Origin of the sequence: Pseudomonas sp. IPO3749 (assembly GCF_013386605.1) — a bacterium.
GTDB lineage: Bacteria > Pseudomonadota > Gammaproteobacteria > Pseudomonadales > Pseudomonadaceae > Aquipseudomonas > Aquipseudomonas azotoformans_A.
In genome coordinates this window covers 36,704-60,028 of the sequence record NZ_JACARN010000020.1, presented here as the reverse complement: position 1 = coordinate 60,028, position 23,325 = coordinate 36,704, and the positions used below count along the sequence as shown (strand labels likewise).

Sequence of the window (23,325 nt, the reverse complement as noted above, 5' to 3'; positions counted from 1 at the left end):
GGATACCTGAAAACACAAAACCCGCCTCTTGAGCGGGTTTTGCATTTATGGGGCCGCTTCGCAGCCCAACGCGAGCAAGCTCGCTCGCCACAATGTTGTTTCTACAGCCTTACCACATCAGATCATCCGGAATCTGATAGGCCGCGTACGGGTCATCCTCGTCCGGCACCTGGCTTTCCGTCAGGATATTGAGCTGCACGATACGCTCCGGTGCGCGCTCCTGGATCTTCAGCGCGGCTTCGCGCGGGATTACCTCGTAGCTGCCGCCGTGATGCACGATAGCCAGGGAGCCGTTGCTCAGCTTGTTGCGCATCAAAGTGTTGACCGACAGGCGCTTGACCTTCTTGTCATCCACGAAGTTGTAGTAGTCCTCGGTGGTCAGCTTGGGCAGGCGCGACGTCTCGATCAGCTGCTTGACCTGGGCGGTGCGCGCCTTGGCTTCGGCTTTTTCCTGCTGCTGACGGTTCAGCTCCTGGTCGCGCTTCACCTTCTCGGCGTGCGCTTCGGCCGCCAGGCGGGCCTGGGTGTCATCCGCCTCGATCTGGCCTTTATGGACCAGGCGCTGCTGCTTCTGTTTCTCTTTGCCGACCTGCTTGGCCTGCTTTTGGTTGACCAGACCTGCTTTGAGCAACTGGTCGCGAAGGGAAAGGCTCATGGTGCTTACTCACTTAGGCAACTGCTCAACCGCAGCTGGACACATTCTTTTCCTGACGTTTGGCTTCGCCCCACAGGGCGTCCATCGTTTCGAGGGTGCAATCTTCTATGGATTGGTGCGTATCACGCAATGCCTGTTCGATAAATCGGAAGCGTCGTTCGAACTTGGCATTGGCGCCACGCAGCGCGGTTTCCGGGTCGACCTTGAGGTGACGGGCCAGGTTGACCGCCGCGAACAGCAGGTCACCGACCTCATCGGCAATCGCCGCAGAATCGTTGTCGGCCATGGCTTCGAGCACTTCATCGAGCTCTTCGCGCACGTTATCCACCACCGGCAGGGCCGACGGCCAATCGAAGCCGACCTGGCTGGCGCGCTTCTGCAATTTGGCGGCGCGGGACAGGGACGGCAGCGCCGTGGGCACGTCATCCAGCAGGGAAAGTTGCTCCGGCGCGTCGGACTTTTCCGCACGCTCCTCAGCCTTGATCTGCTCCCAGCGCTCCTTGACCTGTTCTTCACTCAGCTGCGGGATGTCCAGCGGTGCATACAGATCGCCCGTGGGGAACACGTGGGGATGACGACGGATCAGCTTGCGCGTGATGCTGTCGATCACCCCGGCGAATTCGAAGCGCCCTTCTTCCCGTGCCAACTGGCTGTAATACACCACCTGGAACAACAGGTCGCCCAACTCGCCTTGCAGGTGATCGAAGTCGCCGCGCTCAATGGCATCGGCCACTTCGTAGGCTTCTTCCAGGGTGTGCGGGACGATGGTGGCGTAGGTTTGCTTGATGTCCCACGGGCACCCGTATTGCGGGTCCCGCAGGCGGCTCATCAAGTGCAGCAGGTCTTCAAGCGAATACATCATGGGGTTCGGTTACGCCGCGTCTCGATGATATTCGGCAGCTGGGAAATCCGCCCCAGCAACCGCCCCAGTGCGTCCAGCCCCGGAATCTCGATGGTCAGGGACATCAACGCAGTGTTGTCCTCTTTGTTCGAGCGGGTGTTGACCGCCAGCACGTTGATCCGCTCATTGAGCAATACTTGCGACACATCCCGCAGCAAGCCGGAACGGTCGTAAGCACGAATAATGATGTCCACCGGATAGGTGAGCACCGGCACCGGGCCCCAGCTGACCTGGATGATCCGCTCCGGCTCACGCCCGCCCAGTTGCAGCACCGAGGCGCAGTCCTGGCGGTGAATGCTCACGCCACGGCCCTGGGTGATGTAGCCGACGATGGCGTCACCCGGCAACGGCTGGCAGCAGCCGGCGATTTGGGTCATCAGGTTGCCCACGCCCTGGATCTGGATATCGCCACGTTTGCCGGGCTTGTAGCCGGTGGCCTTGCGTGGGATCAGTTCCAGCTGTTCGCTGCCGCGTTCCGGCTCGACCAGTTGTTGCGCCAGGTTGACCAGTTGGGCCAGGCGCAAATCGCCGGCACCGAGGGCGGCAAACATGTCTTCGGCGATCTTCATGTTGGCTTTTTCGGCCAACTTGTCGAAGTCCACCTGAGGCAGACCGAGGCGCCCCAGTTCGCGCTCAAGCAAGGTTTTACCGGCGGCGACGTTCTGGTCGCGCGCCTGCAATTTGAACCAGTGGACGATCTTCGCCCGCGCCCGCGACGTGGTGATGTAGCCCAGGTTCGGGTTCAGCCAGTCGCGGCTCGGCGTGCCGTGCTTGCTGGTGATGATCTCGACCTGTTCACCGGTCTGCAGGCTGTAATTGAGCGGCACGATGCGCCCATTGATCTTGGCGCCCCGGCAGTTGTGGCCGATCTCGGTGTGCACGCGGTAGGCGAAGTCCAGCGGCGTCGCGCCCTTGGGCAAGTCGATGGCGTGACCGTCCGGGGTGAAGATGTAGACCCGGTCCGGCTCGATATCCACGCGCAGCTGTTCGGCCAGGCCGCCGATGTCGCCGAGTTCTTCGTGCCATTCCAGCACTTGGCGCAGCCAGGAGATTTTCTCTTCGTACTGGTTGGACCCGGCCTTGACGTCGGTGCCCTTGTAACGCCAGTGCGCGCACACGCCCAGCTCGGCCTCTTCGTGCATGGCGTGGGTGCGGATCTGCACTTCCAGCACCTTGCCTTCGGGGCCGATTACCGCGGTGTGCAGCGAGCGATAGCCGTTCTCCTTGGGGTTGGCGATGTAGTCGTCAAACTCCTTGGGAATGTGCCGCCACAGCGTGTGGACGATGCCGAGCGCGGTGTAGCAGTCGCGCATTTCCGGCACCAGCACGCGCACCGCACGCACGTCATAGATCTGGCTGAAGGCCAGGCCCTTGCGCTGCATTTTGCGCCAGATGGAATAGATGTGTTTGGCGCGGCCACTGATGTCGGCATCCACGCCGGTGGCCTGCAACTCGGAACGCAACTGGCCCATGACGTCGCTGATGAAGCGCTCACGGTCGAGCCGCCGCTCGTGCAGCAAGGTGGCGATTTGTTTGTATTGATCGGGTTCGAGGTAGCGGAAGGACAAGTCCTCCAGTTCCCACTTGATATGGCCGATGCCCAGGCGGTGCGCCAGCGGCGCGTAGATATCGAAAACTTCGCGGGCGACGCGGTTACGTTTCTCGTCGTCGGCGGTCTTCACCGCACGGATCGCGCAGGTGCGCTCGGCCAGCTTGATCAGGGCGACACGCACATCGTCGACCATCGCCACCAGCATCTTGCGCAGGTTCTCGACCTGGCCCTGGGTGCCCAGCACCATGGACTGACGTGGGCTGAGGCTCGCGCTGATGGCGGCCATGCGCAGCACGCCATCAATCAGCTTGGCGACCACGGCGCCGAAGCGCTGGCTGACCAGCGGCAACGCAATATGCCCTTCGCGCACGCCGCGATAGAGCACGGCGGCGATCAGCGAATCCTGGTCCAACTTGAGATCGGCGAGGATCTCGGCAATTTCCAACCCGGTGCGAAAGCTTGAAGTGCCTTCGGCCCAAAGGTTCTTGGCCGCATTGTCTTGCTGCTCAGACTCGCGAGCGAACTCGCAGGCTGCTTTCAAGGCTTCACGGTCCAGTGCCGGGTCGACACTGATGGCATGATCCAGCCATGCCTCGAGATTGATACTGCCGTCGGTGTTGATCGGCTGGTGTGCTCTCACCTGTACCATCTTGCTTACCTTCCCTACGACGCACCTTCGATGCGCCAGAATTCATCGCCGACCTTCTACTGCTCCCTGGCAGATCACAGGCCCTGGAGACGACAGGCCGGTCGGATTAAACGGGCATCCTAGCCCGCTTCAAATAACGCCATGGCCTCGACATGCGCGGTTTGCGGAAACATGTCGAGGATCCCGGCACGTTTTAGCCGGTAGCCTTGCTTGACCAACTCAACCGTGTCCCGCGCCAGCGTGGCCGGGTTGCAGGACACATACACCAGACGCTTGGCTCCCAGGGTCGCGAGCTTGCGCACAACCTCCAGGGCACCATCACGGGGTGGGTCCAAGAGTACCGCAGAAAAGCCCTGTTTGGCCCATTCCGCGTCAGTCAAAGGCTGGGACAAATCGGCCTGAAAAAACTGCGCATTATGCAAATCGTTGCTGACGGCGTTGACGGCCGCGCGGTCTACCATGGTCTGCACGCCTTCCACCGCCACCACTTCACGCACCTGGCGCGCCAGTGGCAGAGCGAAGTTGCCCAAGCCGCAAAACAGGTCTAGCACCCGTTCGTCGGGTTTTGGCGCCAGCCATTCAAGGGCTTGGGCCACCATTGCTTCGTTGACCCCGGCGTTGACCTGCACGAAGTCGCCAGGTCGGTAGGCCAACTCCAGATCCCATTGTTCCAATCGAAAACCCAAGACCGAATCGACTTCGACCGGCTCAGGTTGACCCTCGCCATGCAGCCACAATTGGGCTTCATGGAAGGCACAAAACTCTTTCAACACCTGCAGGTCCGCTTCCGACAGCGGCGCCATGTGCCGCAGCAAAACGGCGATGGAGGTACCGCTGAACAATTCAACATGCCCCAGGGCCTGCGGCTTGCTCAGGCGACGCAGCATGTTCGGCAGACGCTGCATGATCGGTTGCAAGGCCTGTACCAGCACTGGGCAATCGTCGATGGCAACAATGTCCTGGCTGGCCACGGCGCGGAACCCTACTTCCAGCTGTTTGGCCTTGGCATCCCAGCGCACGGCCACGCGGGCGCGGCGACGGTAACCGAATTCCGGACCGCTCAAAGGCTGGGCCCACTCTTGCGGTTCGACACCGGCCACACGGGACAGTTGCTCGGCGAGCATGCGCTGTTTCAGGGCAAGCTGTTCGGTATGGGGCAAGTGCTGCACGCTGCAACCGCCGCAGCGGCCGACATGGGCGCACGGCGCCGGGCGGCGCAATTCGCTGGCCTTGAACACCCGCTCGGTGCGCGCCTCGACAATCTTGCCGTGGGCGCCCAACACCCGCGCTTCGACTTCTTCGCCGGCCAGCGCGCCGTTCACAAACCAGGTACGACCTTCAAAGAACACGATGCCACGGCCGTCGTTGGCCAGGCGCTCGATGGTCAGGCGCTGTTTCTTGCCTACAGGAATCTGCGGGGCCCGGCTGCCGCCCGTCGGTTGGAAGCGCAGGCCTCTCTCGTGCTTGGCCATCAGTTGGGTTCGTCGAAGATGCCGGTCGACAGGTAGCGGTCGCCTCGGTCACAGATGATCGCGACGATCACCGCGTTTTCCACTTCCTTGGACAAACGCAACATGCCGGCCACCGCGCCACCGGAGGACACACCGCAGAAGATGCCCTCTTCACGGGCCAGGCGGCGGGTGGTGTCTTCGGCTTCGCGCTGTGCCATGTCGATGATGCGGTCTACGCGGGTCGCGTTGTAGATCTTCGGCAGATACTCCTCGGGCCAGCGGCGGATACCGGGAATGGCCGAGCCTTCCATCGGTTGCAGGCCGACGATCTGGATCGCCGGGTTCTGCTCCTTGAGGTAGCGCGAGTTGCCCATGATGGTGCCAGTGGTGCCCATGGAGCTGACGAAATGGGTGATGGTGCCCCCCGTCTGGCGCCAGATTTCCGGGCCAGTGGTGGTGTAGTGCGCCTCGGGGTTGTCGCCGTTGGCGAACTGGTCAAGCACCAGGCCACGGCCTTCGGCGGCCATGCGCTCGGCCAGGTCCCGTGCGCCTTCCATGCCTTCTTCCTGGGTGACCAGGATCAGCTGGGCGCCGTAGGCGGTCATTGCCGCCTTGCGTTCGGCGCTGCCGTTGTCGGGCATGATCAGGATCATCTTGTAACCCTTGATCGCGGCGGCCATGGCCAGGGCGATCCCGGTGTTACCCGAAGTGGCTTCGATCAGGGTGTCGCCGGGCTTGATCTGCCCGCGCAGTTCGGCGCGGGTGATCATCGACAACGCCGGGCGGTCCTTGACGGAGCCGGCCGGGTTGTTCCCTTCGAGCTTGAGCAACAGGGTATTGCTGGTTTCACCCGCCATGCGTTGCAAGCGGACCAGGGGCGTGTTGCCGACGCAATCGGCGATTGTAGGGTACTGCAAGGTCATGGCGTATTCGCAATCCAGACTGCGGGGGCGAACATCATACCGGGAAAGGCCGGCGGGCCATATCACGCAAAGTGCGGTGCTTATGGCTTAAAGGAATAAGGCACCGAATGTTCACTGCTCGCCATGGTTGCGTTTGAACACATCAGGCCCCATCGCCGCAATCTGGCCGTCGATCAACGCATCGAAGGGTTTGAGCAAGGGTGCAAACGAAGCTGGCGACTCCAGGACCTCCAGCGCCTGCACAATCGCTTCCACTGTCGACAGCGCGCCGGGGCCAGGCGCCTTGCGCAGCCGATAGCGGGACACTGCACTGTCGGCCAACGCCACCCTTGGCAACGCCGCCAATAGCGGGTTGAGGTGCAAGAGTTTGCGCGCCTTGCGCCAAGTGCCGTCGGGGACCACCAGCAGCAGCGGCTGATCTTCTGGCGCATAGGCTTTAAGTGGCTGGGCGTCGTCAGCCGGAAACAGCAGCCGTGCCTGGTAACCGGGCACGTTCAACAACGTCGGCAAGTCTTCAAACACCTCCCCTACTACCAACTGCGCATTTTTCAACCCCAACGCCGCCAGCCGTGCGGTATTCAGCGCATGGTTGACCTCGCTCGGGTGCTGCAACAGCAACACGCGGGTGCGGCTATCGAGGCTGGGGATCAGCGCGCACAGGCAGTGGGCGACAGGCCTGAGGCAACGGGAACATTGGGGTCTGGACATGGTTTATCAGGCCTGGTTGAGCTGGGCTTTGAGCAAGTCGCGGAACGTCTGGATCAGCGGTTCACGGCTGCGACCTCGACGCATGATCATCGAGAAGGGTGCCTGGTAGCCGAAGGTCGCCGGCAGCAAGACGCGCAAATCGCCTTTGTCGGCCCAGGCCTGGGCGTAGTGTTCGGGCAAATAACCGATGTAGGCGCCGGACAGCACCAGGATCAACTGCGCCTCCATACTTTCCACGGTGGCGGCACTGTGTTTGAAGCCGTGCCTTGCCAATTCGGCCTGGCTCCAGTAGCCGCGACCGACCATGCGTTGCTGCGTGATCACCTGCTCGGGAATACGCCGTTCATTGAACAAAGGATGCCGCGTGCTGCAATACAACCAGTGCTGCTCGCGGTACAGCGGCATGTAGATCAGTCCGCTCATGCGGTTGGAAAACGCGCCGATGGCCAGGTCGAGACGGTTGTCCTGCACGCCCAGTTGCAGTTCGTAAGGGCTCATCACCGACAGATGCAAGTGCACCGCCGGGTGTTCCAGGCTGTAGGCGCCGATCACTTCGGCGAAGGGTAACGCTTTGTCGCTGACCGTGGAGTCCAGTACACCCAGCTTCAGCGTGCCGCGCAACTCGCCCTTCAACGCGGCGGCGTACTGCTCGAAACCTTCCAGCTCGCCCAACAGGCGCAAGGTTTCCTGATGGAACAACTCGCCCTTGCTGGTGAGACTGAAACCACCCCGCCCGCGATGGCACAACACCAGGCCCAGCGCCGCTTCCAGCTGACTCATGTAGGTGCTGATGGCCGAGGTGGACAGGTTGAGTTCGTGCTGGGCATTGGCGAACCCCTGGTGCCGCACGACGCTGACGAAGATGCGCAGGAGTTTCAGGTCGGGCAAGGCGTTGGCCATGGTCGGCTCCGGGTGTGGGTCGTTGCAGTCTACCTGTGCGCATTAGTTTAGAAAAATCTGAACTAAGTATTTGCCCCTGCCGATTCTTTCGTTTCCACGTATTTCGCAGAATCGGCCCCTAACAAACAAAACAACGATGAGGCACTCCCGTGGACAAGATTTTCCACCAACCACTGGGCGGCAACGAAATGCCGCGCTTTGCCGGCATCGCCACCATGATGCGTCTTCCCCACCTGCAAACGGCCAAGGGCCTGGATGCCGCCTTTGTCGGCGTGCCGCTGGACATCGGCACCTCGCTGCGCGCCGGTACCCGCTTCGGGCCGCGTGAAATCCGCGCCGAATCCGTGATGATCCGCCCGTACAACATGGCCACCGGCGCCGCACCGTTCGACTCGCTGTCGGTGGCCGACATCGGCGACGTGGCGATCAACACCTTCAACCTGCTCGACGCCGTGCGCATCATCGAAGAAGCCTACGACGAGATCCTCGAACACGACGTGATCCCGATGACCCTGGGCGGCGACCACACCATCACCCTGCCGATCCTGCGGGCGATCCACAAGAAACACGGCAAGGTCGGGCTGGTGCACATCGATGCCCACGCTGACGTCAACGACCATATGTTCGGTGAGAAAATCGCCCACGGCACCACCTTCCGCCGCGCGGTAGAAGAAGGCTTGCTCGATTGCGACCGTGTAGTGCAAATCGGCCTGCGCGCCCAGGGCTACACCGCCGAAGACTTCAACTGGAGCCGCAAACAGGGCTTCCGTGTGGTCCAGGCCGAAGAATGCTGGCACCACTCCCTCGCGCCCTTGATGGCCGAAGTGCGTGAAAAAGTCGGCGGCGGTCCGGTGTACCTGAGCTTTGACATCGATGGCATCGACCCGGCCTGGGCACCGGGCACCGGCACCCCGGAAATCGGCGGGCTGACCACCATCCAGGCCATCGAGATCATCCGTGGCTGCCAGGGTCTCGACCTGATTGGTTGCGACCTGGTAGAAGTTTCGCCGCCCTACGACACCACCGGCAACACTTCGCTGCTGGGCGCCAACCTGCTGTACGAGATGCTCTGCGTACTGCCTGGCGTGGCCCATCGCTGATGAGCGCCCAAGAAGTACTACAAGCCGCCGCCGACCTGGTGGCGGCCTTCGCCCGCAATGACCGCGCCGCCTACTTCGGCGCGTTCACGGCGGACGCCAGCTTCGTGTTCTACACCCTGCCCCAGCCGCTGCTCAGTCGCGACGCCTACCAGGCGTTGTGGGACCGCTGGCGTCGGGACGAGGGGTTCGAGGTGCTGTCCTGCACCTCGAGCAACGCCTTTGTCAGCCTGCAAGGTGACGTGGCGATTTTCATGCATGACGTGGCCACTGAGCTGCGCATGAACGGGGAGCAATTTTTTAGCCAGGAACGCGAGACCATTGTCTTCAAACGGCAAGAGTCTCGCACAGAACAAAAACAAGGCCTGTGGCTGGCCTGTCACGAACATTTGTCCGCTATGCCGGAAGGGCTGCCGCCCCCTTAGCCAATGTGATCGGAGCAGATCATGAATAATAAAAACAACGATAAAAGTATTCGCAAGATAGAAACCAACGGGGTCGAGCAGATCCCGGACCATGAGCGTACCGCCGGCCCCAAGGATCTGTTCCGACTGATCTTCGGCGGTGCGAACACCTTTGCCACCGCCGTGCTGGGTTCTTTTCCCGTGCTGTTCGGCCTGTCGTTCCAGGCCGGTGTCTGGGCGATTGTGCTGGGCGTGCTGGTGGGCGCGCTGATCCTGGCGCCGATGGGCCTGTTCGGGCCGATCAATGGCACCAACAACGCGGTGTCTTCCGGTGCGCACTTTGGCGTACACGGGCGGATTGTCGGCTCATTTCTCTCGCTGCTGACGGCGATTGCCTTCTTCTCACTGTCGGTGTGGAGTTCAGGTGATGCGCTGGTGGGCGGTGCGAAACGTCTGATTGGCTTGCCGGAAACCGACCTGAGCCTGGGCCTGGCCTACGGCGTGTTCGCGATTCTGGTGCTGACCGTGTGTATCTACGGCTTTCGCTTCATGCTGTGGGTCAATCGCATTGCCGTGTGGGCGGCGAGCCTGCTGTTCCTGCTGGGGATTTTCGCGTTTGCGCCGGCCTTCGACAGCCACTTCGCCGGCACCGTAGCGCTGGGCCAGACCGGCTTCTGGGCCGCCTTTATCGGCGCCGCACTGGTGGCCATGAGCAATCCGATTTCGTTCGGCGCGTTCCTGGGTGACTGGTCGCGCTACATCCCGCGTGAGACGCCGAAAATACGCATCATGCTGGCAGTGGTCCTGGCGCAAATCGCCACCTTGATCCCCTTCCTGTTCGGCCTGGCCACCGCGACCATCGTCGCGATCAAGGCACCGGACTATATTGCGGCCAACAACTATGTCGGCGGTTTGCTGGCCGTGGCGCCGAGCTGGTTCTTCCTGCCGGTGTGCCTGATCGCGGTGATCGGCGGCATGTCCACCGGCACCACGTCGCTGTATGGCACCGGGTTGGACATGTCCAGCGTATTCCCGCGCCTGCTGTCGCGGGTCAAGGCCACATTGCTGATCGGGGTGATGTCGATTGCCTTCATCTTTATCGGACGTTTCGCCGCCAACCTGGTGCAGAGCGTGTCGACCTTCGCCGTGTTGATCATCACCTGCACCACGCCGTGGATGGTGATGATGATCATCGGCCTGATCGTGCGTCGCGGCTTCTACTGCCCGGATGACCTGCAGGTGTTCACGCGCGGTGAAACCGGCGGCCGCTACTGGTTCAGCCATGGCTGGAACTGGCGCGGGCTGGGGGCCTGGATCCCGAGTGCGCTGGTGGGCCTGTGCTTCGTCAACCTGCCGGGGCAGTTTGTCGGGCCGCTGGGCAATCTGGCCGATGGCATTGATATCAGTTTGCCGGTGACGCTGGGGCTGGCCTCGGTGGTGTACCTGACCTTGCTTCGTGTGTTCCCGGAACCGGCGGCTGTTTATGGGCCGGCCGTTGTGGCGAGGGAGCTTGCTCCCGCTGGGCTGCGTAGCGGCCCCAAAAAAGCTGGCTCCAGCTTCGCTGTCGAACGGGAGCAAGCTCCCTCGCCACAACAAGCGTCCTCACCACAGCAAGCCTCTTCATCACAATAAAAAGATAATCGGAGAACCGCCGTCATGGCTTTGGATTTATTCGTCGTACTCATCTACGCCGCCGGCATGCTCGTGCTCGGCTACTACGGCATGCGCCGCGCCAAGACCCATGAAGACTACTTGGTGGCCGGGCGCAACCTGGGCCCGTCGCTGTACATGGGCACCATGGCCGCAACGGTGTTGGGCGGGGCGTCCACCGTCGGCACCGTGCGCCTGGGCTACGTGCATGGCATCTCCGGCTTCTGGCTGTGTGCCGCGCTGGGCATGGGCATCATTGCGCTGAACCTGTTCCTGGCCAAGCCGCTGCTGAAGCTGAAGATCTTCACCGTGACCCAGGTGCTGGAAAAACGCTACAACCCCATGGCCCGCCAGGCCAGCGCGGTGATCATGCTGGCCTACGCGCTGATGATCGGCGTGACCTCGATCCTGGCCATCGGCACCGTGCTGCAAGTGCTGTTCGGCCTGCCGTTCTGGATCTCGGTGCTGCTCGGCGGTGGCGTGGTGGTGGTGTACTCGACCATCGGCGGCATGTGGTCGCTGACGCTCACTGACATCGTGCAATTCGTGATCAAGACCGTCGGCCTGATGTTCATCCTCTTGCCGATCTGCCTGTACCGCGTCGGCGGCTGGGACGAACTGGTGGCCAAGCTGCCCGCGTCGAGTTTCAGCTTCACCGCGATCGGTTGGGACACGATCATCACCTACTTCATGATCTACTTCTTCGGCATCCTGATCGGCCAGGACATCTGGCAGCGGGTGTTCACCGCCCGTGACGAAAAGGTCGCCAAGTACGCAGGCACGTTCGCCGGTTTCTATTGCATCCTCTACGGCCTGGCCTGTGCGCTGATCGGCATGGCCGCCCATGTACTGATCCCGGACCTGGATAACGTCAACAACGCCTTTGCCGCCATCGTCAAAGCCTCGCTGCCGGACGGCATCCGTGGCCTGGTGATTGCCGCAGCACTGGCGGCAATGATGTCCACCGCCAGTGCCGGCCTGCTCGCCGCCTCCACCGTCCTGACCGAAGACCTGCTGCCACGCCTGCGGGGCGGCAAACAGTCGAGCCTGGCCATCAACCGCCTGTTCACGATGCTGACCGGCATTGCCGTGCTGGGTATCGCCCTGGTGGTGAGCGATGTGATCAGCGCCTTGACCCTGGCCTACAACCTGTTGGTGGGCGGCATGTTGATCCCGCTGATCGGCGCGATCTTCTGGAAGCGCGCCACCACCTCAGGCGCCATCACCTCCATGACCCTGGGCTTCGTGACGGCGCTGGTGTTCATGATCAAGGACGGATTGGATGCAAACACGCCGATCTACTACAGTCTGGCGATTGGGCTGGTGAGTTTTGTAGTGGTGAGTTTGCTATCGCGCCGGCCAGAGGGTATGGCGGCCAACGCGGTTTGAGATACAAAGAGGTTTAGAGCGGTTTCTTCAGCGGGTGCGACGTCGGATGTCGTGCCCGTTTTTTTACTCAGCATCCAGGCGGACCTGTTCGAACAAATCACCGCAAGACTTACAGCCAAAATACTGCTCGGTTGCAGGGCATTCGATCTCCCCTGTGGCCCCCGCCCTCACCCGCCAAGTACACGCCTTGCCGCGATACTTCAGTGTGCCTTCGAGGTAACAAGGTGCCCAGTCGTATTCGTCATGCAGCGTGCGTGCGTTAATAAGTTCAGCGCGCTTGAAGAAGGACGCGACTTGTCGCTCATCCAACATAACGTCGCTGGGTCGACAGCGCTCCGGTTCTTCGGAGTGGAAGCCCGAGATGGCAATGCCGTCGATATCCGCAGCGCAGGCCGCGCGCCCGGCAAGTATCACCCATACGCCCAACAACCCTCGCCGCAGGTTCATTGCCACACCGCGCTACTGGCTTCACCCGGATGTTTGTAGGAGATTTGCGGATGCGTGTAGACGTCCTCCGGCGTCAGGCGGAAATGGCCATACAACTCAGCCACCAACCACCGCAGGGATTGATTCTGCATAGCGGTCACGTCCTCGTAACGGGCAGCATCCAGATGCTTGCCGACCAATTCAATTCCCAAAGAGTCCGCGTTCATCGGGTATCGCTCAGGGTAGTCCTTGGTGCGCTCATAGCGGTCCAGCGCTCGAATCTGCAAGGCCCAGGTGAGTGCCTGGATAGGTTGGATTTGAGCGGTATCGCACGTCGCCTTATCCTTTGCCAGGCACTTGGAGCGCAGATAGCGCCCAACGTGGTAACAGCGTTTTTTGAGGCTCGCCGTCTGATAGATCACGCCATTTTTCTCGATGAGAAAGTGCGCTCCATTGCCCTTGGCAAGGTAAGCATTAAAGGTGTGTTGCGCCGTCGGAGCGTCCGTCTGGTGGACTACCAAAGCGCTCACGCTACGCAAATCCCCATGCTCGATCGTTGGAAACCGACGGAGTTCGACTCTTTCGGAAATCAACATGCCTTCGCTATCAATGCTCGACATTCCAATGCCCATTCATCCATGTGAAGGCAAAAATATAGAAGGACGAACCGGGAAAAGGGCACGGATGACAAAATAAGAAGAAGGCTCTGACAATGAGGCATGCCTCGTCAGACAGTTGCGGACACTACGAAATGTACAGCGAATACAGCCTGATTACAGGGAACCGAACACGCCCTGAAGAACGACCCGAAGTGTCAGCGCCCGCGCGATTGGATCGCGTGAGCGCTTCCAGGACTTACCTGCGACGTGGGCGACGTTGCTCGTCATCGGTGCGAATCGGCACGGGTTGCAGCGGAGGCTCGATCAAGCCCAGTGCAACACCCAGATCATGGAGCCAGTTTTGAATTTTCTCTTTCATGGTTGCCCCCTTTGAGGGTAATGCTGGTAGGCGCAAGTTCTGTCGCCTTTTCCTACAGTGATAGTAGCCCTAAGTCCTACGTAATGCTTGAACGAAACCACAACGAACTATTACTGAATTCATCAAAATCCTGACGGATCGCTCAAGCAATGGCGCGCGTGTCGTGCAGGACCTCAGCCTTGCCAGCTTGCTGCAGGTCGATCCATGCGTTGAGGTTAGCGCCGAGCATACCCTTTCGCCACATCAGCCAAGTGGTCGCAGTGGCAAAAGGCCCTTTCAGCGGATGAACGGACACGCTGTCCTTGCCGGGCAGGCTCTCCAGCATGGATTCGGACATCAATGCCACCCCGGATCCGGCGATCACGCACGCCAGCATGCCCTGATAAGACTCGATCTCAATCGCCCGGCCCATGGCCACCCGCTCATGGGAAAACCAGGTTTCCAGCCGGGTGCGATAGGCACAGCTGCGACGGAAGGTGAACACCGAACGCCCCGCCACATCCTGCGGACCCTGTACTGGCGGATGGTCGGCCTCGCAGATCAGCACCAGGCGTTCTTCGCACAAAGGCACACCGTCCAGGGAAGCGATGGTGATGGGGCCATCCACAAATGCCGCATCCAGCCGGCCGGTGATCAACCCTTCGAGCAGTTCTCCGCTGGGTGCCGATTGCACCTGAAGATTCACCATTGGATAAGCCTTGTGATAGCCCGCCAGCAGCTTCGGCAGATGCACCGCCGCTGTGCTGTACATGCTACCCACCACAAAATCGCCGGCCGGTTGCCCGCCTTGCACCGCGCCGTGGGCTTCGTCGTGCAGGGCCAGCAGTCGAGTGCTGTAGTCCAGCAACACCTTGCCGGCCGGTGACAGCTGCAAGCGCTGGCGCTCACGCACGAACAGCTCTACGCCGAGCTGCTCCTCCATTTGTTTGAGGCGCGTCGACAGGTTCGACGGCACCCGATGCAAGCGCTCAGCCGCACGCGTGATGGAGCCCTCTTCCGCCACCGCCTGGAAAATGCGCAATTGACTGAACTCCATACCTTTCTCCAAAACTGAACAAGTTACTCACTATTATTCATTTTTGCAGAAAGTCAATCCACTTTAGCCTGAGGGTATTCGTTTACCCGCAGGAATACTGAACATGTCTCCTTTAGTCCGCTTACTCGCCAGCTTTGTCGCCCTGATGATGGCGATGGGCATTGGCCGCTTCGCCCTCACTCCCCAAATGCCCCATCTGCTCAGTGAAGGGCAGATCGACCTGACCGGCGCCGGCCTGATTGCCGCCGCCAACTACCTGGGCTACTTCGTCGGCGCGGTGGATTCGATCTTCGCACGCAGCCACCACCATGTCCGTGGGCGCTTATATGGCGGGTTGTGGTTGTGCGTGCTGCTGACGCTCGCCTCGTACTGGGCCCACGGGTTCTGGCCGCACCTGTTGCTGCGCTTTGGGACCGGGGTCGCGAGCGCCTGGGCGCTGGTGATGATCACTAGCCTGAGCCAGCCACTGGCGATTGCCGCCGGACGTCCGCGCCTGGGTGCCTTGGTCTTCGCCGGGCCGGGGCTGGGGATTTTGTTGACTGGCTTACTGGCGTTGGGCTCGAATCTGATGGGGCAAAATTCGGGCACATTGTGGCTGGTGTATGGCGGGGTGGCGCTGGTGATGTTGCTGGCCATCCTGCCTTTCCTGCCGAAGCCCTCCGCCAGCGGCACGCCCGTTGTCGGCCAGACCGATGCTGGAAGCAACGGCAGCATCGCGCATTTGTGCTGGATTTATGTGTTGTATGGTCTTGGCTACATCATCCCGGCGACGTTCCTATCGCAGATGGCCAGCGCGCAATTCAAAGGTGCCTGGCAAGCCGACCTGTTCTGGCCATGCTTCGGCCTGGCCGCCGCGATTGGCGTGGTGGTGGCGACCCTGCGCCGCAAGGACCCAGACACCACTCGCCGCTGGCTGATGACCACATTGTGGCTGCAAGCGGCCGGAGTGTTTGCCTGCTTGCTGGGCAATGGCTGGGGCCTGGCATTGGGGGTGCTGCTGTGCGGCGGGCCGTTCCTGGCCTGCATGCAGTTGGTGATGGCACGCCTGCGCGAGGTCGCGCCCCACGGCTACCAGCGCAGCACCGGACTGCTGACCGCCAGCTTCGCCATCGGCCAATTGAGCGGGCCGTTGCTGGCCTCGATCAGCAGCCACCTGAGTGGTGGGCTGCAACCGGCACTGGTGGTGGCCGGCGCTGGCTTGCTGTTGGCGGGCTCGATCCTGGTCAGCCGGCAACCAGCGGTGCAGGCACACGCCCCTGTTCACGCCGCGCCAACACCAGGAAAAACAGCCCACCCAGGAAGCAGCCGGTAAACCAGGCAAAGTTGGCCATGCCCTGCAACGCCGGGGTAAAGGTGATCGCGACGCCCACCAGCGTCGCAGGCACCAGCGCCTTGACCGCCGTCCAGTTCACACCACCGTCGAAGTAGTAACGTCCGCTCGGGCTGTCATCGAACAACGCGTCCACGTCGATCTGCTGTTTTTTGATCAGGTAGAAATCCACCAGCAGGATGCCGAACAGTGGCCCGATAAAAGCCGCGAGAATATCCAGGGTGTAATGGATCATCAGCGGGTTATTGAACAGGTTCCACGGTGTGATGAAGATCGACGCCACCGCAGCGATCATCCCACCCGCGCGCCAGCTGATCTTGCTCGGCGCAACGTTGGCGAAGTCAAAGGCTGGGGACACGAAGTTGGCGACGATATTGATACCGATGGTCGCGGTGACAAAAGCAAACGCCCCCAGCAACACCGCCATGCTGTTATCGATGCGCGAAACCGTGGCGATCGGGTCATGCAGCATTTCACCGAACACCGGCAAAGTGCCCGAGACGATCACCACGGTGACCAGGGAAAACGCCAGGAAATTCACCGGCAGCCCCCAGAAGTTGCCGCGCCGTACGTCCTGCATGCTGCGGCAGTAGCGGCTGAAGTCACCGAAGTTCAGGGTCGGCCCGGAGAAGTACGACACCACCAACGCCGTCGCCACGATCACCTGGCCGAAGGCCTGCCAGCCCGACAGCGATTTTTCCGCCAGGGTGAAGCTGATGTTCGACCAGCCCGCCTTCCACACGATCCAGCCCGCCAGGGCGAACATCACCGCGTAGACCACAGGCCCCGCCCAATCGATAAAACGCCGGATGGATTCCATGCCGGCCCAGAACACCGCCGCTTGCAACAGCCACAGGCTGAGGAAACCAAACCAACCAAGGTAGGACAAACCTGCGAAATGCGGCTCTGCGTACACCGCCATCTGTGGGAAGAAGCGCAGCACCACGATGATCAAGGCGCTCGACGCCAGGTATGTCTGAATCCCATACCAGGCCACCGCGATCAAGCCGCGAATCACCGCAGGAATGTTCGCGCCAAACACACCAAATGCCAGGCGACAGATCACCGGATAAGGCACAGCGGCTTGCTGGCTCGGTTTGGCTACCAGATTGGCGATCACTTGCACGATGCAGATCCCGGCGAGCAAGGCGATCAGCACCTGCCAACTGGCGAGGCCCAAGGCGAAGAGGCTGGCAGCGAACACATAACCGCCGACGCTGTGCACGTCGCTCATCCAGAAGGCGAAAATGTTGTACCAGTTCCACTTTTGCGGCAGCGGGCCCAGGTCCTGGTTATACAGGCGTGGGCTGTAGCCTTTGGGCAATTGTTCGGTCATCGCGGGGCTCCTCGAAATACCGGCCTGCGCTTCCGTCACGGGTGTGCATACGGGAGGCGGCATGGTTTGTATACGAGGTATTCAGCAGAATGCGTGCCAATTGAGCCCAATCCCTCTGGAACGGCGTTCCAAAGGGAGGGGAACAGGCTTGGACACAGGGCCTACGCTCAGCAAAGGTGCACAAAAATCCTGTACACAATCAGCGCTGCACTCGATGTGCACACAGATAACCTGCCGTGCAGCAGGCTGCAGTCAGGAAGGTGCCCCACGCCATGTCCATGACCGCCAACTGCGCAGACCAACCTTGCAGCGTGGCCCAGTTGCTCAAGTCATAGGTGCCATAGGCGACCAGGCCCAGCAAGGCACCCAGGCGTGCAGCGCGTTGCCAGCTTGCGCTGGGCAAGACCACGAACACCACGCAACCAAGCACGTACAGGAGATAGAAGAGTGTGGCGGGCAACAGGCGGGGTTGGTCCAGCATCAGTGGACCCAGCAGGGATTTATAGGTGGGTCCCATGAGGACACCGAGCCAGAGACCATCCAGCACCAGGAAGGCAAGCAACGTGCCGAGGTAGGCGAACAGCGATTTCTTGCTCATTGATGCAACCTCTGTAGACGCCGACGGGCGTCTACAGAAGAGCAAAGCGTGATCAGCTTAGTTCAATGCGATCCGCATGAATCACGATCTGGCCCTGCTTGTACAACGCACCAATGGCCTTCTTGAAGTTGCCCTTGCTCACACCGAACAAGTTGCTGATCACCGCCGGATCGCTCTTGTCGCTGACCGGCAAGCTGCCGTTGTTTTCACGCAACTTGGCGAGGATCTTCGAGTTGAGGCTGGAGGCCGCTTCCTGGCCAACCGGCTGCAAGCTCAGGCTGATGTTGCCATCGGCGCGGATCTCTTTGATAAAGCCTTTTTCTTCTTTACCTGGGCGCAGGAACTTGAACACTTCGTTCTTGTGGATCAGGCCCCAATGCTTGTTGTTGATGATCGCCTTGAAGCCCATGTCAGTGGCTTCGGCCACCAGCAGGTCGACTTCCTGGCCCACCTGGTAGTTGGCCGGCGTCTTGTCCAGGTAGCGATCCAGGCGCGCAGTGGCGGTGATGCGCTTGGTGTGCTTGTCGAGGTAGACGTGCACCACGCAATATTCGCCTGCGGTCATCTGGCGTTTTTCTTCCGAATACGGCAGCAACAGGTCCTTGGGCAGGCCCCAATCGAGGAACACGCCAATGCTGTTGACTTCTACCACTTTCAAACTGGCGAACTCACCCACTTGAACTTTGGGCTTTTCAGTGGTGGCGATAAGTTTGTCATCGCTGTCCAGGTAAATGAAAACGTTAAGCCAGTCTTCATCTTCACTGGGAATATCTTTGGGGATATACCGATTAGGCAAGAGGATTTCGCCATCTTGCGCACCGTCCAGGTACAAACCAAAGTTAGTGTGTTTAACCACTTGCAAGCTGTTGTAGCGCCCGACCAAAGCCATTTTCAATACCCTCATTACGTGGGCGGCATTCTACCCGAGTTGCGCTCGCCACGCGCGCGTGCCTGAAAAATCGCGGGTTGCCATGGCGCTGCCCCGCTCGTCTGATCAATCGGCCCAAATTTTCCACGCAGTCGGACGCGGACAGCTCCACGGTTTCGAGTTAAAACAGTAAGTTAGGGGATTATTTCAGCGATCAACTTCGGCTATTTCCCACCGTCCCACTTATTCCCGGGGGATATTTGCCAAGCAATTGTCAAGTATTTCCTGTACGATGCCTGGCCAAGTTAATTTTCTACAGGTTAGTGGCCGCCATGCGCGTAAAAGCATCCAACAGCAAAGCAAAGCCAGCTCCCGCCGTTGAAACCAGCGAATCGATCAACAGCCAGATTGCTGCCTTCCTCAAGTCCGGCGGCGAAATCCAGCAGATTGCCAAGGGCGTGAGCGGCCAGACTTTCGGCCCATCCAAGCAGATCAGCCTGGGTAAGAAGTAATACCGCGCAACACACTGGTCCCTAAGCGTCTTGCCTTCAAGGCGCTAGGACTAGAGCCCGAAAGACCCTCTGCAATACCTTCAATCACGCGCTAATCGACGAACGGGCCTCACCGCCTGGCATTCGCCGGTATGCTTGCACACGTCTAGCACGGGCATCTGCCCGATTTTCTCCGTCACTGCTCCTCGCTTTTCATGGAGTGAAGCATGTTCAAACCCTGCATGTTCCTGGTCGGTGCCCTGATTGCCAGCCCTCTCGCCGAAGCGCAGATCTTCCAGCGTGAATTGGGTGACTTCGACTTGAAATTGGGCACGACGCCCAGCCGCAGCATGGCCCAGGGCCTGGTCAAGCCAACGTCTCCCGGCAGCGATTCGTTCCATGGCGGGCTGGACCTTAGCCACGACAGCGGCCTGTACTTCGGCCAGTTTTCCCCGAACATGGGCCTGTCCTCGTCCAGCAACCTCGAAGTCGATTCCTACATGGGCTTCAAGCACCCCTTCGACCAGACCCTGGGCTACGAAGTGGGCCTGATCCACTACAGCTACCCCAAGCTCAGCCCCCTCGACAGCCAGGAGTTCTACGGTGGCCTGAACCTATTGGGCAATCGCTTCGGCGCCTCTTTCAGCAACGACCCGGATCGCCAGGACAGCACCCTGTTTGCCGACCTTGGCGGCACCCAGCCGTTCGGCATTGGCGTCAGCATGAAGTACACCACTCATCAGTTGGGCACGCCGGTTTCAGTGGAGGGCGGCTCCATCCGCACCTTCAGCGACTGGTCGGTGCAATTCTCCCGGCAGTGGATGGGCGTGGACTTGAACCTGATCTACAGCGACTCCAGCCTTAGCGGCGGGGATTGCTCGGCCTATTCCGGACACAACTCGCAATGCGATGGCCTGTTGACGCTGAAGGCCGCACGGCCGTTTTATTGAGGGGCTGAACTGTCGCACCCGGCGCGGGTTCACATGTGATAACCCACTCTGCGAAGGACCCGCCCATGCTGCGTCGGCTCAAACTACTGGTGGTACTGCTGACCCTGAGCCTGGTGCTCACCGGTTGCAATCGCGTGGGCCTGGCCTATCGCAACCTCGACGTGATCATCCCTTGGACCCTCAACGACTACCTGGACATGAATGCCGGGCAGAAGAGTTGGTTCAACGACACGCTCAAGGAACACCTGGCCTGGCACTGCACCACCCAACTGCCGGGTTACCTGGATTGGCTGGACCGCCTGCAACAGATGGCCGACAACAACCAGGTCACCGACGCCGCGCTCCAGGCCCGCACCACCGAGGCCAAACAGGCCATCGACGACGTCGCCCGTGAGATCACGCCCTCCGCCATCGAACTGCTCCAAGGCCTGGACGATCAGCAGGTCAAGGAAATGAGCGATGCCCTGGCCAAGGACCTGCGCAAACGCCAGGACGAATACCTCAAGCCGCCCCTGGCCCAGCAGATCAAGGAACGCGCCGAGCGCATGAACAAGCGACTGGACGCCTGGATCGGCCCGCTCAGCGCCAGCCAGCAGAACCGCGTGACCGCCTGGTCCATTGCACTGGGCGAGCAGAACGAGGAATGGATCGGCAACCGCGCCCGCTGGCAGGCGCAGTTTATCGACGCCGTGCAACAGCGCAAAAACGCCGACTTCCCACAGAAAATGCAGCAGTTGCTGGTAGACCGCGAAAGCCTGTGGACCCCGCAATACCGCAGCGCCTACGCACAGACGGAAGCCGCGGCCCGCAGCCTGATTGTCGACGTGATGGCCGAAAGCACCGTGCAGCAACGGCAGAAGCTCACCCAGAAAATCGACAAGGTGCGTAGCGACTTCCAGGCGCTCAAATGCCTGAAAAGTGCGCAGTCCTAGCGGGGGGCCAAGGTTCCCAACCAGGCCACCAGCCCCAGGATCAGCACCACCGCCGCAAACTCCAGGGTGATGCTACGACGCAAGGCCTCACGCGCTGCTCGGTGGTCACCCGCCGCCAGGGAGCGCTGCAACAACGGCGTCAGGTGTGAGCGATTAAGCGCCGCCAGCCCCAACATCAATCCAAACAAGCCCAACTTCAAGCACAACAGGATCGCGTAGACGCCGCCCGTAATGCCATCCAGGTTCGGTCCAATCACAAACAGATAATTCGCCACGCCCGTGCCAATCAGCACCACGACGAAGACTGCGCCGACACGCTCGAAGCCTGCCAAGGCATGTGCCAACACTGGCACCGCCTGCTCAGATGTACGCCTCAACATCAGCCCGAACGCCGCCAATGCCCCGACCCAGCCCGCCGCTGCCAGCAGATGCGCACTGTCGCTGAGAAGATGCCACAGCCCCAACGAGCCTTCATGCATCACCCCATGCCCGGTCCAGGCCAGCGTCACCAACGCGATACCGCCGAACCCGGTGGCCAACCGGGTATTGAGTGCAACCAGAACCAGCGCTGCAATGCGTAGCCACCACGTCCAGCCCAATTCGGTGTGCCAGAGCATCATCTGCAGGTGCGTCCACAGTGTTGGCCAATCCTCGGCGCCGCTCATGGCCTGGGTCATGGACAGCAACGACGCCACCGACAGCAGCAAACCCAGCCCCGCCAATGTCCGTAGCCGCGGCCTCAGACTCAGCAACCGGCTGTCTGCATACAGGCCGAACAGCCCCAGTCCAAACAGCAGCATCAAGTCCAGATACAGGGCGAAGCGCAGTAACACCGGGACCAGTTCACTCATGGCTGGACGCTGAACACCACATTGCCAAGGATCGGGTGGGTATCGGACGACACCGCACGCCAGTCCACCCGATAGGTGCCCGCCGTCAGCGTGGAGGCCGGCTTGATCAGCATCACTTTGGGATCAGCACTGGCGGCGACACTGGCCTTTACCGGCATTGGCGAATTGGGCATGCCGGGCATATCGGTCATGGTCAGCTTGGCGCCGGAAAACTGCGTCAGCAGGTTTTCCGAGAAGCGCAGTTCAATCACTGCGGGTGCAGCACCCTGGGCACCGGATGCCGGGCTGGAAGACAGCAGCGTGGGATGGGCTGAAGCCGCCACGCTGGTGCACAACACAAGGCCCGCCAGGGCGGTTTTCAACATCGACATGCAAGGCTCCAGGCCGCTCATGGCGGCGAGTTATAGGAAGAGTAAAAACGTCAGAACCACAAGCGCACACCCACGGCCCAGCGCAGTTGCCGCGTGTCTTCGCCTTCATCCCTGGCGTATTGCGCGGTCTGGCCGTAGCTGCGATTCCAGGTCACGCCCACATAGGGCGCAAATTCGCGGCGCACTTCGTAACGCAGCCTCAGGCCCAACTCACTGTCCGACAGACCCGAACCGACGCCGCGCTGCGGATCGTTGCGCCCATAAAAGTTGAGTTCGGCGGTGGGCTGCAGGATCAGCCGGTTGGTCAGCAGGATGTCGTAGTCGCCCTCCAGCCGCGCAGCAGTGCGCCCGGCTTCACCGACAAACAACGTGGCTTCGGCTTCAAAGTTGTACAGCGCCATGCCCTGCGCGCCGAAGGCCGCCCAGGTCTGGCCGTCACCGGGTTTGAAGTCCTGCCGCACACCGCCGACCAGGTCCCACCAAGGACTGATGGCATGCCCCCACAACGCCTGGACTTCAGCGCTTTCGGTGCGACCGGCGCTGCGCTCGCCTTCGCTGCGCAGCCACAGGCGATCGATATCGCCACCGATCCAGCCCTTGATATCCCAGTTCAGCGCGCCATCACCCTCGCCGCCTTGCCATTCCAACTGGTTGATCAGCAGCAGGGAATTGATGCCACTGTCGTGAACCACGTGCCCACCAGGCGCGTTATAGACCGAAGCGCGATCGGCGTCCGTCAATACGGGGATCGGTGTGCGGCTCTCAGTGAGCGCCGGTGTCGCCGGGCTCATGCCCTGGAATTCGTCGGCCTGCGCCGCCATTGGAGCAAACGCCAGTGCGATCAAGACGGATAAGACACGACGGCTCATGCTCGTTTCC

At 60.9% G+C, this 23,325-nt stretch carries 25 protein-coding genes; 8 read left to right on the top strand and 17 right to left on the bottom strand.

Annotated features, from left to right (window positions below; translation table 11 throughout):
• Window positions 1-109: 109 nt before the first annotated feature.
• From HX812_RS10560 to HX812_RS10530, 7 genes are all read right to left on the bottom strand, one after another.
• On the bottom strand, window positions 110-655 hold the full coding sequence (locus HX812_RS10560; RefSeq protein WP_016976511.1) for a DUF2058 domain-containing protein: 546 nt from the start codon (window positions 653-655) through the stop codon (window positions 110-112).
• A gap of 25 nt (window positions 656-680) precedes the next feature.
• The gene (gene mazG, locus HX812_RS10555) at window positions 681-1,514 is read right to left on the bottom strand and encodes a nucleoside triphosphate pyrophosphohydrolase (RefSeq protein WP_038847693.1); all 834 of its coding nucleotides are present in this window, start codon (window positions 1,512-1,514) and stop codon (window positions 681-683) included.
• Complete coding sequence (relA, locus tag HX812_RS10550; RefSeq protein WP_038847691.1) at window positions 1,514-3,757, bottom strand: GTP diphosphokinase; 2,244 nt, start codon at window positions 3,755-3,757, stop codon at window positions 1,514-1,516. Before relA ends, mazG begins: the two co-directional genes overlap by 1 nt.
• A 119-nt stretch (window positions 3,758-3,876) precedes the next feature.
• Window positions 3,877-5,229 carry a 23S rRNA (uracil(1939)-C(5))-methyltransferase RlmD gene (gene rlmD, locus HX812_RS10545; RefSeq protein ID WP_038847689.1) on the bottom strand — a complete coding sequence of 451 codons (1,353 nt, stop codon included), beginning with the start codon at window positions 5,227-5,229 and terminating at the stop codon, window positions 3,877-3,879.
• Window positions 5,229-6,131, bottom strand: a complete 903-nt coding sequence (gene cysM / locus HX812_RS10540; RefSeq protein WP_038847688.1) for a cysteine synthase CysM — start codon at window positions 6,129-6,131, stop codon at window positions 5,229-5,231. The genes rlmD and cysM overlap by 1 nt, the downstream gene beginning before the upstream one ends.
• 111 nt (window positions 6,132-6,242) lie before the next feature.
• Window positions 6,243-6,839 (bottom strand): tRNA-uridine aminocarboxypropyltransferase, encoded by a 597-nt coding sequence (locus tag HX812_RS10535; RefSeq protein ID WP_038847686.1) that lies wholly within the window; start codon window positions 6,837-6,839, stop codon window positions 6,243-6,245.
• Between the two features lie 6 nt (window positions 6,840-6,845).
• Window positions 6,846-7,739, bottom strand: coding sequence for a LysR family transcriptional regulator (locus HX812_RS10530; RefSeq protein WP_028617381.1), 894 nt, complete (start codon window positions 7,737-7,739; stop codon window positions 6,846-6,848).
• A gap of 149 nt (window positions 7,740-7,888) precedes the next feature.
• Here HX812_RS10530 and speB point away from each other — a divergent pair, with 149 nt between their 5' ends.
• The 4 genes from speB to HX812_RS10510 are packed head-to-tail and all read left to right on the top strand — an operon-like array spanning window position 7,889 to window position 12,279.
• The gene (gene speB, locus HX812_RS10525; RefSeq protein ID WP_016976505.1) at window positions 7,889-8,839 is read left to right on the top strand and encodes an agmatinase; all 951 of its coding nucleotides are present in this window, start codon (window positions 7,889-7,891) and stop codon (window positions 8,837-8,839) included.
• Window positions 8,839-9,261: a nuclear transport factor 2 family protein gene (locus HX812_RS10520; protein ID WP_038847685.1), complete on the top strand. Its 423-nt coding sequence runs from the start codon at window positions 8,839-8,841 to the stop codon at window positions 9,259-9,261. Before speB ends, HX812_RS10520 begins: the two co-directional genes overlap by 1 nt.
• 21 nt (window positions 9,262-9,282) lie before the next feature.
• Entirely contained in the window at window positions 9,283-10,872 is a 1,590-nt protein-coding gene (locus HX812_RS10515) for a cytosine permease (protein WP_177128264.1), read from the top strand.
• 24 nt (window positions 10,873-10,896) lie between these two features.
• Window positions 10,897-12,279, top strand: coding sequence for a sodium:solute symporter (locus tag HX812_RS10510; protein WP_038847302.1), 1,383 nt, complete (start codon window positions 10,897-10,899; stop codon window positions 12,277-12,279).
• Window positions 12,280-12,342: 63 nt separating this feature from the next.
• Here the strand turns inward: HX812_RS10510 and HX812_RS10505 are convergent, their stop codons facing one another.
• From HX812_RS10505 to HX812_RS10495, 4 genes are all read right to left on the bottom strand, one after another.
• Window positions 12,343-12,726, bottom strand: coding sequence for a hypothetical protein (locus HX812_RS10505; protein ID WP_038847300.1), 384 nt, complete (start codon window positions 12,724-12,726; stop codon window positions 12,343-12,345).
• A complete protein-coding gene (locus HX812_RS10500) occupies window positions 12,723-13,325 on the bottom strand; it encodes a peptidoglycan recognition family protein (RefSeq protein WP_038847313.1) in 603 nt (200 codons plus the stop codon). Before HX812_RS10500 ends, HX812_RS10505 begins: the two co-directional genes overlap by 4 nt.
• A 235-nt stretch (window positions 13,326-13,560) precedes the next feature.
• Window positions 13,561-13,683, bottom strand: coding sequence for a PA1414 family protein (locus tag HX812_RS32100; protein ID WP_003193089.1), 123 nt, complete (start codon window positions 13,681-13,683; stop codon window positions 13,561-13,563).
• Between the two features lie 142 nt (window positions 13,684-13,825).
• The gene (locus HX812_RS10495) at window positions 13,826-14,719 is read right to left on the bottom strand and encodes a LysR family transcriptional regulator (RefSeq protein ID WP_038847298.1); all 894 of its coding nucleotides are present in this window, start codon (window positions 14,717-14,719) and stop codon (window positions 13,826-13,828) included.
• A gap of 103 nt (window positions 14,720-14,822) precedes the next feature.
• Here HX812_RS10495 and HX812_RS10490 point away from each other — a divergent pair, with 103 nt between their 5' ends.
• The gene (locus HX812_RS10490) at window positions 14,823-16,031 is read left to right on the top strand and encodes an MFS transporter (protein ID WP_038847295.1); all 1,209 of its coding nucleotides are present in this window, start codon (window positions 14,823-14,825) and stop codon (window positions 16,029-16,031) included.
• Here HX812_RS10490 and HX812_RS10485 read toward each other — a convergent pair.
• The 3 genes from HX812_RS10485 to HX812_RS10475 form a co-directional block, all read right to left on the bottom strand.
• Window positions 15,943-17,385 carry an NCS1 family nucleobase:cation symporter-1 gene (locus HX812_RS10485; RefSeq protein ID WP_038847294.1) on the bottom strand — a complete coding sequence of 481 codons (1,443 nt, stop codon included), beginning with the start codon at window positions 17,383-17,385 and terminating at the stop codon, window positions 15,943-15,945. The two genes, HX812_RS10490 and HX812_RS10485, sit on opposite strands and share 89 nt — an antisense overlap.
• Window positions 17,386-17,584: 199 nt before the next feature.
• The gene (locus HX812_RS10480; protein WP_038847292.1) at window positions 17,585-17,983 is read right to left on the bottom strand and encodes a DUF2177 family protein; all 399 of its coding nucleotides are present in this window, start codon (window positions 17,981-17,983) and stop codon (window positions 17,585-17,587) included.
• A 52-nt stretch (window positions 17,984-18,035) separates the two neighbouring features.
• Complete coding sequence (locus HX812_RS10475) at window positions 18,036-18,872, bottom strand: S1 RNA-binding domain-containing protein (RefSeq protein ID WP_017845295.1); 837 nt, start codon at window positions 18,870-18,872, stop codon at window positions 18,036-18,038.
• A gap of 311 nt (window positions 18,873-19,183) precedes the next feature.
• Here HX812_RS10475 and HX812_RS10470 point away from each other — a divergent pair, with 311 nt between their 5' ends.
• The 3 genes from HX812_RS10470 (at window position 19,184) to HX812_RS10460 (ending at window position 21,224) form a co-directional block, all read left to right on the top strand.
• The gene (locus HX812_RS10470) at window positions 19,184-19,363 is read left to right on the top strand and encodes a hypothetical protein (RefSeq protein ID WP_003193095.1); all 180 of its coding nucleotides are present in this window, start codon (window positions 19,184-19,186) and stop codon (window positions 19,361-19,363) included.
• 206 nt (window positions 19,364-19,569) lie between these two features.
• On the top strand, window positions 19,570-20,292 hold the full coding sequence (locus HX812_RS10465) for a TorF family putative porin (protein WP_038847287.1): 723 nt from the start codon (window positions 19,570-19,572) through the stop codon (window positions 20,290-20,292).
• Window positions 20,293-20,357: 65 nt separating this feature from the next.
• Window positions 20,358-21,224, top strand: a complete 867-nt coding sequence (locus HX812_RS10460; RefSeq protein ID WP_038847285.1) for a DUF6279 family lipoprotein — start codon at window positions 20,358-20,360, stop codon at window positions 21,222-21,224.
• On the opposite strand, the gene copD is transcribed toward HX812_RS10460, so the two are convergent.
• Genes copD through HX812_RS10445 form a run of 3 tightly spaced genes read right to left on the bottom strand, consistent with a single transcriptional unit; the run spans window position 21,221 to window position 23,315 of the window.
• A complete protein-coding gene (gene copD, locus HX812_RS10455) occupies window positions 21,221-22,075 on the bottom strand; it encodes a copper homeostasis membrane protein CopD (protein WP_038847284.1) in 855 nt (284 codons plus the stop codon). The genes HX812_RS10460 and copD overlap by 4 nt on opposite strands.
• Complete coding sequence (gene copC / locus HX812_RS10450) at window positions 22,072-22,446, bottom strand: copper homeostasis periplasmic binding protein CopC (RefSeq protein WP_038847282.1); 375 nt, start codon at window positions 22,444-22,446, stop codon at window positions 22,072-22,074. Before copC ends, copD begins: the two co-directional genes overlap by 4 nt.
• A 50-nt stretch (window positions 22,447-22,496) precedes the next feature.
• Window positions 22,497-23,315, bottom strand: a complete 819-nt coding sequence (locus tag HX812_RS10445; RefSeq protein ID WP_038847280.1) for a copper resistance protein B — start codon at window positions 23,313-23,315, stop codon at window positions 22,497-22,499.
• Between the last annotated feature and the right edge of the window lie 10 nt (window positions 23,316-23,325).